Annotated in this window: 8 protein-coding genes; 1 reads left to right on the top strand and 7 read right to left on the bottom strand. The window is 66.1% G+C overall.

Annotation, left to right across the window (positions count from 1 at the left end; translation table 11 throughout):
• Positions 1-38: 38 nt before the first annotated feature.
• The 4 genes from CF68_RS14245 to CF68_RS14230 all read right to left on the bottom strand — a co-directional run bounded on the left by CF68_RS14245 (position 39) and on the right by CF68_RS14230 (position 5,436).
• Positions 39-893, bottom strand: coding sequence for a 3-hydroxybutyryl-CoA dehydrogenase (locus CF68_RS14245; RefSeq protein ID WP_035819811.1), 855 nt, complete (start codon positions 891-893; stop codon positions 39-41).
• 52 nt (positions 894-945) lie between these two features.
• A complete protein-coding gene (locus CF68_RS14240) occupies positions 946-1,383 on the bottom strand; it encodes an HIT family protein (RefSeq protein ID WP_013955378.1) in 438 nt (145 codons plus the stop codon).
• Between the two features lie 142 nt (positions 1,384-1,525).
• A complete protein-coding gene (gene icmF, locus CF68_RS14235; RefSeq protein WP_035819808.1) occupies positions 1,526-4,816 on the bottom strand; it encodes a fused isobutyryl-CoA mutase/GTPase IcmF in 3,291 nt (1,096 codons plus the stop codon).
• 281 nt (positions 4,817-5,097) lie between these two features.
• The gene (locus CF68_RS14230) at positions 5,098-5,436 is read right to left on the bottom strand and encodes a DUF2917 domain-containing protein (protein WP_035819806.1); all 339 of its coding nucleotides are present in this window, start codon (positions 5,434-5,436) and stop codon (positions 5,098-5,100) included.
• 209 nt (positions 5,437-5,645) lie between these two features.
• Between CF68_RS14230 and CF68_RS14225 the strand changes: the two genes are divergently transcribed.
• Positions 5,646-7,052, top strand: a complete 1,407-nt coding sequence (locus CF68_RS14225; protein WP_035819804.1) for a PLP-dependent aminotransferase family protein — start codon at positions 5,646-5,648, stop codon at positions 7,050-7,052.
• A 6-nt stretch (positions 7,053-7,058) separates the two neighbouring features.
• Here CF68_RS14225 and CF68_RS14220 read toward each other — a convergent pair whose 3' ends face one another.
• From CF68_RS14220 to CF68_RS14210, 3 genes are all read right to left on the bottom strand, one after another.
• Positions 7,059-8,456, bottom strand: coding sequence for an amino acid permease (locus CF68_RS14220; protein ID WP_035819802.1), 1,398 nt, complete (start codon positions 8,454-8,456; stop codon positions 7,059-7,061).
• Between the two features lie 265 nt (positions 8,457-8,721).
• Positions 8,722-9,072 carry a VOC family protein gene (locus CF68_RS14215; RefSeq protein ID WP_035819800.1) on the bottom strand — a complete coding sequence of 117 codons (351 nt, stop codon included), beginning with the start codon at positions 9,070-9,072 and terminating at the stop codon, positions 8,722-8,724.
• Between the two features lie 83 nt (positions 9,073-9,155).
• On the bottom strand, positions 9,156-9,505 hold a 350-nt coding region (locus CF68_RS14210), incomplete at its 5' end, for an aldehyde dehydrogenase family protein (RefSeq protein WP_035819799.1).

The raw sequence follows: 9,505 nt of genomic DNA, 5'->3' as shown, positions 1-9,505 counted from the left end.
CAGGCGGCCGCCGTACCACGCGGCAAGTGCCGGGCAGCTTACTTGCTATAGACGTACACGCCGCGCCCCGTCTTGCGGCCCAGGTAGCCGGCAGCCACCATCTCGCGCATCAGCATCGCCGGGCGGTACTTCGGATCGGCAAACTCCGTGTACAGCACTTCCATCACGGCCAGCATGGTGTCCAGGCCGATCATGTCAGCCAGCGCCAGCGGCCCGATCGGGTGGTTGCAGCCCAGCTTCATGCCTTCGTCGATCTCTTCCGGCGAGGCCAGGCCTTCGCCCAGCACGCAGAAGGCCTCGTTGATCATCGGGCACAGGATGCGGTTGACGACGAAGCCCGGGCTGTTCTTGACCGTGATCGGGTACTTGCCCAGTTGCTTCGACAGGGCCTCGACGGCGGCGTGGGTGGCGTCGCTGGTCTGCAGGCCGCGGATCAGTTCCACCAGCGCCATCACCGGCACCGGGTTGAAGAAGTGCATGCCGATAAAACGGTCGGCGCGCGAGGTCACGGCGGCCAGCTTGGTGATCGAGATCGACGAGGTGTTGGACGCGATGATCACGTCCTCGCCGACGATGCTGTCGATCTGCTTGAGAATCTTGACCTTCAGGTCATAGTTCTCGGTGGCGGCCTCGATCACGATATCGGTGGCCTTGAGATCGTCATACGAGGTGCTGCCCTTGATGCGCGCCAGCGCGCTGGCCTTGTCGGCCTCGGTCAGCTTTTCCTTCTTGATCAGCCGGTCCAGGCTGCCCGCCACGGTGGCAACACCCTTCTGCACGGCGGCATCGCTGATGTCGACCATCACCACGTTGAGACCCACCACTGCGCAGGCCTGGGCGATGCCATTGCCCATGGTGCCGGCACCGACGATGCCCACTGTCCTGATGCTCATCTTGTCTTCCTCTGCTTGGTTGGATTGCTGATAAATCGGTTCAGGCGCGGGTTCAGGCGCCCTGCTCGCGCAGCGCGGCAATGATGCGCTCGGCATGGCCCTTGAGCTGTTCCGGGTCCTGCATCTCGCGCGCGTGGCCGCGCAGGGCGCTGTCGGCATAGCGCGGCACGATATGGAAATGCACGTGCGGCACGGTCTGGCCCGCGGCCGCGCCGTTGAACTGGCCGATGGAGATGCCGTCGGGCGCAAACGCCGCGCGCACCGCGCGCGCCACCCGCTGCGTGGCGACGATGGCGGCCTGCGCGCCCTGCTCGGACAGGTCGAACAGGTTGACCGCGGCTTCCTTGGGCACCACCAGCGTATGGCCGTCGGCCTGCGGCATGATGTCCATGAAGGCGATGGTGTCGTCGTCCTCGTAGACCTTGATGCACGGCAGCTCGCCGCGCAGGATCTTCGCGAAGATATTGGTCGGGTTGTACTGGGTGTCCATGATCTTTGGCTTGCAGTTGTCTCGAATACGTTTGCCGTGGCGCGACCGCCGGCGCAGCCTTCGAGTGTAACGCAGGGCGGCCCTTCACTGCGGCCGCCCTGCGCGGTAATCGGGCACTGCTTGCTGCGCGGTGCCGCCGGCTCTACATATTGCGCCGGTACTGCCCGCCCACCTCGAACAGCGCATGGGTGATCTGCCCCAGCGAGCAAACCCGCACCGCGTCCATCAGCACCGCGAATACGTTCTGGTTGTCGATCACGGCCTGGCGCAACTGCGCCAGCATGGCCGGCGCCTCGGCCGCATGGGCCTGCTGGAACGCCTGCAGGCGGCTGAGCTGGCTCTGCTTCTCGGCCTCGCTGGAGCGCGCCAGCTCCAGCTTCTGCGGGGTCGGGTCGCCGTCCGGGTTGCGGAACGTGTTCACGCCGATGATGGGCAGCGTGCCGTCGTGCTTGAGCTGCTCGTAGTAGAGCGACTCTTCCTGGATCTTGCCGCGCTGGTAGCCGGTCTCCATCGCGCCGAGCACGCCGCCGCGCTCGGCGATGCGCTCGAACTCCTGCAGCACCGCCTCTTCCACCAGGTCGGTCAGCTCTTCGATCAGGAAGCTGCCCTGGCTGGGGTTCTCGCACCTGGCCACGCCCCACTCGCGGTTGATGATCAGTTGGATCGCAAGCGCGCGGCGCACCGATTCGCCGGTGGGCGTGGTGATGGCCTCGTCGTAGGCGTTGGTGTGCAGCGAGTTGCAGTTGTCGTAGATCGCGATCAGCGCCTGCAGCGTGGTGCGGATATCGTTGAAGTCGATCTCCTGGGCATGCAGCGAGCGGCCCGAGGTCTGGATATGGTATTTCAGCTTCTGGCTGCGCTCGTTGGCGCCGTACTTGTCGCGCATGGTCACGGCCCAGATGCGGCGCGCGACGCGGCCAAGCACGCTGTACTCGGGGTCCATGCCGTTGGAGAAGAAGAACGACAGGTTGGGCGCGAAATCGTCGATATGCATGCCGCGCGCCAGATACGCCTCCACATAGGTGAAGCCGTTGGACAGCGTGAACGCCAGCTGCGAGATCGGGTTCGCGCCGGCCTCGGCAATGTGGTAGCCGGAGATCGACACCGAGTAGAAGTTGCGCACCTGGTGGTGGACAAAGTACTCCTGGATATCGCCCATCACCTTGAGCGAGAACTCGGTGGAGAAGATGCAGGTGTTCTGGCCCTGGTCTTCCTTGAGGATGTCGGCCTGCACCGTGCCGCGCACGTTCTGCAGCACCCAGGCGCGGATCTTGGCTTCCTCGTCCGCGGTGGGCTCGCGCTGGTTGTCGGCGCGGAACTTGTCGAGCTGCTGGTCGATGGCGGTGTTCATGAACATCGCCAGGATGGTCGGGGCCGGGCCGTTGATGGTCATCGACACCGAGGTGCTCGGGCTGGTCAGGTCGAAGCCGTCGTACAGCACCTTCATGTCATCGAGGGTGGCGATCGACACGCCGGAGTTGCCGACCTTGCCGTAGATGTCGGGGCGCACGTGCGGGTCTTCGCCATACAGCGTGACCGAGTCGAACGCGGTCGACAGGCGCTTGGCGTCCATGCCCTCGGACACCAGCTTGAAGCGACGGTTGGTGCGGAAGGCATCGCCCTCGCCGGCGAACATGCGGGTGGGGTCCTCGTTCTCGCGCTTGAAGGCGAACACGCCGGCGGTGTACGGGAAGCTGCCGGGCACGTTCTCGCGCATCAGCCACTTCAGCACCTCGCCGTCATCCTCGAAGCGCGGCAGCACCACCTTGCGCACCTTGGTGCCAGACAGCGTGGTGGTGACCAGCCCGGTGCGGATCTCCTTGTCGCGGATCCTGACCACGTACTCGTCGCCGCTGTAGGCTTCGCGCATCTGCGGCCACATCGCCAGCAGCTTGCGCTCGACCTGGCCCAGCGCGCTGTCGCGTTCGGCGGCCAGCGCGTCCAGCGCCGCGCCATCGCCTTGCGCGGCCTGCAGCATGCGGCTGGATTCACGCAGCTGCTGGCGCTCGCGCGCCAGGCGGCTTTGGGTCATCACGCGGCGGTGGTAGGCGCGCACGGTATCGGCCAGCTCGGCCAGGTAGCGGCTGCGCGCCGGCGGCACGATCACATTCTGGCCGGTGGAGATGCGCCCCGCCTGCGCCGGCAGCACGCCCGGCTGCAGCTTCAGGCCGCGTTCGGCCAGCGCCGCGCGCAGCCCCTGGTACAGCATGGTCACGCCATCGTCATTGAAGCGCGACGCCTGCGTGCCGTAGACCGGCATGTCCTCGGCCTTGCCGTGCCACTGCTCGCGGTTGCGCTGCACCTGCTTGGCGACATCGCGCCACGCGTCCTGCGCGCCCTTGCGGTCGAACTTGTTGATGGCGACGAAGTCGGCAAAGTCCAGCATGTCGATCTTCTCGAGCTGGCTGGCCGCGCCGAACTCGGGCGTCATCACATAGAGCGACAGGTCCACGTGCGGCACGATGGCTGCATCGCCCTGGCCGATGCCCGAGGTCTCGACGATCACCAGGTCGAAGCCCGCCACCTTGCACGCGGCGATCACGTCCGGCAGCGCCTGCGAGATCTCGGAGCCCGCCTCGCGCGTCGCCATCGAGCGCATGAAGATGTTCGGGTGGTTGATCGCGTTCATGCGGATGCGGTCACCCAGCAGCGCGCCGCCAGACTTGCGCCGCGACGGGTCGATCGAGATCACGGCGATGGAGAGCGCATCCTGCTGGTCCAGCCGGAAGCGGCGGATCAGTTCGTCGGTCAGTGACGACTTGCCGGCGCCGCCGGTGCCGGTGATGCCGAGCACCGGGATCGATGCCTGCGTTGCCTGCGCATGCATCGCGTCCACCAGCGCGGGATCGGCCTTGCCGTTCTCCAGCGCGGTAATCAGTTGTGCCAGCGCACGGCGGTCGCCGCCGGTGACAGGTTCAAGCGAGGCCGGCGCATAGCGCGACAGGTCGATGTCGCAGCGCTGCACCATGTCGGCAATCATGCCGGCCAGGCCCATGCGCTGGCCGTCCTCGGGGCTGAAGATGCGCGCCACGCCGTAGGCCTGCAGCTCGCGGATCTCGTCCGGCACGATCACGCCGCCGCCGCCGCCAAAGACCTGAATGTGCTCGCCGCCCTTCTCGCGCAGCAGGTTGACCATGTACTTGAAGAACTCGACATGCCCCCCCTGGTAGCTGGAAATCGCGATGCCCTGCGCGTCTTCCTGCAGCGCCGCCGTCACCACTTCCTCGACCGAGCGGTTGTGGCCGAGGTGGACCACCTCGCAGCCATGCGACTGCAGGATGCGACGCATGATGTTGATCGAGGCGTCATGGCCATCGAACAGCGACGCCGCCGTGACAAAGCGCACCTTGTTGACCGGACCGCGGCCCTGCGCGGTGGGCTTGGGCTGGGGCGCACCGCGGCGCACATCATGCACATCGGAAAGGTCGGTCATTGTCTCCACCGTTTCTGGTGTTGGCTGCTGCCGCGGTGTGCGCCGGACGTGCCGTTCTGTGCCGGCTTGGCTGCAAATGCGCGGGCTGCGCCCCGGGTCGGGGCCGATCGATTATATGAAGTTGACGCTAACGTAAAGCAATGGGGCGGAACCCCGAGACCGGTGTGCGTGGGACGGGGCTGTCCCTATAGAGTAGGCGCCCGCGGCAGGCGCCGCGCAAGCGCCCGGGCAAACAAAAGGCCACCCGCAGGTGGCCGTTCCGGCAAAGCGTGAGTGGCCGCTCAGGCCCAGATCCTGGGGCACTCCCCGAATGCATCCGTGCTGTGCTCCTCCACCCGGTGCCGCATCACCCGCAGCCACGCCGCCAGCCGCCGCAGCGACCACGGCGCCGGCACCTGTGCCAGCGTGAAGCGCGCGCCCGCGCCATCGCCCGACAGCCACACACGGTAGCCCTCCGGCAACGGCAGTTCGGCGCCCGGCTCCAGCCAGATGTCGTTGGGATTGCCTTCCACCGTTACCCACAGCTTGCCCGCCGCCGCGCAGACGGTCTGCCCGTAACCGGCGCGCCAGCTCACTGGCTGTCCGGGCTCGTCCAGTTCGAAAGTCCGTAGTTCGCGCATGTCGCACTCCTCATCAGCCCGGCGGTCTGGTCCGGTGCCGACTCCTGGATGCCGAATGACCACAGGAGCCGGCGCCTTTCTCCGCCACGCTTCCATTATTCGCATCCCTCACTACAATCCCATGTACAGTTGTGAACAGTTTTCGATGAACTGTTCAGTAGTTTTCCCTGACAGTTGCGTCCTCCGGTTTCCCCCGGCTGCCCTGCCTTATGAAACTAATCTTAGATGCTTCTACCGGAATTCCACTGACCGATCAGATCGTCAATGGCGTGAAGTCGTGGATCGGCAACCGCGAGGCTCGGCCTGGCGCAAAGCTGCCGTCGATCCGTCAGCTGGCAGCCGCGAACGGCATCAGCCGCTTCCCGGTGATCGAAGCCTATGACCGGCTGGTATCGCAGGGGCTGCTGGATTCGCGCCAGGGTTCGGGCTTCTATGTGGCGGACAGTCCGCTGGCGGGGCGCTCAGCGTGCGGCTGGTCGGATCCGAGCCTGGCCGAGGATCTTTCCGACCACATCCTTGAACAATTCAACCACCCCAGCGGCACGCTCAAGCTGGCCGGCGGCTTCGTGCCGGAGACCTGGCGCGACGTTGAGGGGCTGACACAGGCGATCCGCGCGATCTCGCGCAACGAGATCGACAGCGTGATCCACTACGCCACGCCGATGGGGCATCCGGAACTGCGCCGCCAGGTGTTGCTGCGCGTGCGCCAGCTGGGCATCGCCGCCGAACTGCCGCAAGTGCTGATCACCACCGGTGCCAGCCAGGCGCTGGACCTGGTGGTGCGCCACCTGCTCAAGCCCGGCGATACGGTGTTCGTGGAAGATCCCGGCTACTACAACCTGTTCGGCCTGCTGCGGCTGCACGGGGTGCAGCTGGTGGGCGTGCCGCACACGCCCAACGGCCCCGACCCGGACGCCACCGAAGCGCTGCTGCGCCAGCACAAGCCCAAGCTGTTCTTCACCAACAGCGTGCTGCAGAACCCGACCGGGTCGACACTGGCGCCGCCGGTGGCATTCCGGCTGCTGGAGCTGGCGCGCCGGCATGGCTTCCGCTTTGTCGAGGACGATATCTTCTCGGACTTCCAGACCCACTTCACCGACCGGCTGGCCACGCTGGACCAGCTTGAGCACGTGATCTACATCGGCGGCTTTTCCAAGACGGTGTCGGCATCGCTGCGGGTCGGCTACCTGGTGGCTGACAAGGCGCTGGTCAAGGACCTGGTCGACGTGAAGGTGCTGACCAGCGTGGCCGGCTCGCACTTCGCGGAAGCAGTCACGGCGGCGCTGCTGGAACGCGGCGGCTACCGCAAGTATGTGGAGCGGCTGCGCCTGCGCGTGCGCGAGGCCTGCGCCAATGCCGTGCGGCAGCTGACCGGCAACGGCTGGGAGGTGTTCTGCCAGCCGTCCGGCGGCAACTTCCTGTGGGCGCGCCCGCCCGGCATCGAGGATTCGCGCGAACTGGTGACGCTGGGCGAGGAATACGGCGTGACGCTGGCACCGGGCAACTACTTCCGCCCGGGCGGCGAGACCTCGGCATGGATCCGGATCAACGCCGCCTATGCCAACGAGCCGCGCGCGGTAGCCTTCATGAAGGCCGCGGCCGAGCGCGGCAACTGAGGGAGTTCAGCCGCCGTGGTTATGCAGCACGGCGTTGCGCCGCGCGTAGGAGAAGTAGATCACCAGCCCCACCGCCAGCCACACCAGGAAGGCAATCCAGGTCAGCACCTGCAGATGCGCCATCAGGAACAGGCAGAAGCCGATCGACAGCAGCGGCACCACCGGCACGCCCGGGCAACGGAATGCGCGCGGCAGTTCCGGGCGCGTCTTGCGCAGCACCAGCACCGCCACCGAGATCAGCGTGAAGGCCGCCAGCGTGCCGATATTGATCAGCTCGGCCAGCACGTTCAGCGGCACGAAGGCGGCAATCGCGGCAAACACGACGCCCACGGTCCAGGTGGCGAAGTACGGCGTGGCATGCACCGGGTGCACTGACGACAGCCGCTCGGGCAGCAGGCCGTCGCGCGACATCGCAAAGATCACGCGGGTCTGGCCGTAGGTCATCACCAGGATCACCGTGGTCATGCCCAGGATCGCGCCCAGGTCGACAAAGCCCGCCACCCAGTTCTGGCCCGCGAACTGCAGCGCCAGCGAGACCGGGTGGTCCACGCCGGCAAACTTCGCGAACGGCACGATGCCGGTCATGATGGCGGCCACCACCACATACAGCACCGTGCACACCGCCAGCGAACCGATGATGCCGATCGGCAGGTCGCGGCGCGGGTTGCGCACCTCTTCCGCGGCCGAGGTCACCGCGTCGAAGCCGATAAAGGCAAAGAACACCAGCGCCGCCGCATTGAAGATGCCGGCAAAGCCGAATGGCGCGAACGGCTGCCAGTTGGCCGGCTGCACATGCCACACGCCCACCGCGATAAACAGCAGCACCACGCCGATCTTGATCGCCACCATCAGGTTGTTGATGCGCGTGGATTCGCGCACGCCGTATGACACCACCCAGGTGATGGCCAGCATGATCAGGCACGCCGGCAGGTTCAGCATGGTCTTCACCCCCGGCACGGACCCTGGCGCCGCGCTCAGCGCCGCCGGCAGCTTCAGCCCGAAGCCCGCCATCAGCGACTGGAAGTAGCCCGACCACCCCACCGACACGGCGGACGTGGCCAGCCCGTATTCCAGCAGCAGGTCCCAGCCGATCATCCACGCGACGATCTCGCCCAGCGTGGCATAGCTGTAGGTATAGATCGATCCCGACACCGGGATCGCCGAGGCAAACTCCGCGTAGCACAGCGCGGCAAAGCCGCACGCCAGCGCCGCGATCACGAACGACACCGTCAGCGCCGGCCCCGCGGTCAGCGCGCCGGTGCCGGTCAGCACGAAAATGCCGGTGCCGATGATGGCGCCGATGCCCATCATCACCAGGTCGATCGGACCCAGCACCTTCTTCAGGCCGTCATCGCGCGCGACGGCCAGCATCGCGTCGATGTCCTTGGTGCGAAACAAACTCATTCAGACTCCCTGCAACTGTGCACGCGGCGGCAAGGCGCGCGGGCCCGGAAAAAGGGCGGTAGTTTACGCCCGCCGCGGCGCGAAGGCGTCACATTGCGCGCCCGCGCGCGGCAGGCACGTCATCGAATGATAGGAAAGGCCAAGCAGCCTCCCTAGCGAGAGTCCTCAAGTATCTCTATGGAAAAGGGCCCGCTGGAACAAGGGAGAAACCGGAGCGCCGAGGTCCTTGCGCCAAGCTGGCGCCCGCAGCGCGGTATAGCCGCGCTCAGGCGTGCATGAGGATATTCACCAGTCGCCCGAACGGATCACGCACATAGAAACGGCGCACGCCCCACGGCTCGTCGACCGGGCCGTATTCGATGGCAAAGCCCGCGGTCACCATGCGGCGATGCGCCTCATTGACATCGTCAACCTCTATGGATAGATCCGGCACGGGTGTACCGCTGCCACCCTCCGACGCCACGCTGACCTGAACGGACATGGCGGTGTCGCGGCCATAAGTCTGGATCCACCCGTGATCCATCAGCAGGTCAAGACCAAGGACGTCCTGGTAGAAGGCACGCGCAAGCGAAGGCTCCGCGGCCGAGATATTGGCGACGATACGTCTGACGTTCATCCCTTACCTCCTTGAAAAAGCGGCCGCTGGCGCCTGAACGGAGCGGGGACCGTCAACCGGTCCCCGCCCGATAGGCACGACAACTACTTCGCCACTGGCATGGTGAACTCAGCCCCCTTGGCGATCGAATCCGGCCAGCGCTGCATCACGCTCTTGTAGCGCGTGTAGAAGCGCACGCCCTCTTCGCCATAGGCATGGTGGTCGCCGAACAGCGAGCGCTTCCACCCGCCAAACGAGTGCCACGCCATCGGCACCGGAATCGGCACGTTGATGCCCACCATGCCGATCTGGATCTGCCGCGCAAACGCGCGCGCAATGCCGCCGTCGCTGGTGTAGCACGACACGCCGTTGCCGTATTCATGCGCATTGATCAGCGACACCGCTTCGGCAAAGTCATGCACACGCACTACCGACAGCACCGGGCCGAAGATCT

Source organism: Cupriavidus sp. SK-4, assembly GCF_000611125.1.
Lineage (GTDB): Bacteria > Pseudomonadota > Gammaproteobacteria > Burkholderiales > Burkholderiaceae > Cupriavidus > Cupriavidus necator.
The sequence above is the reverse complement of the archived record's forward strand: the minus strand, read 5'-3'. Positions and strand labels throughout refer to the sequence as shown.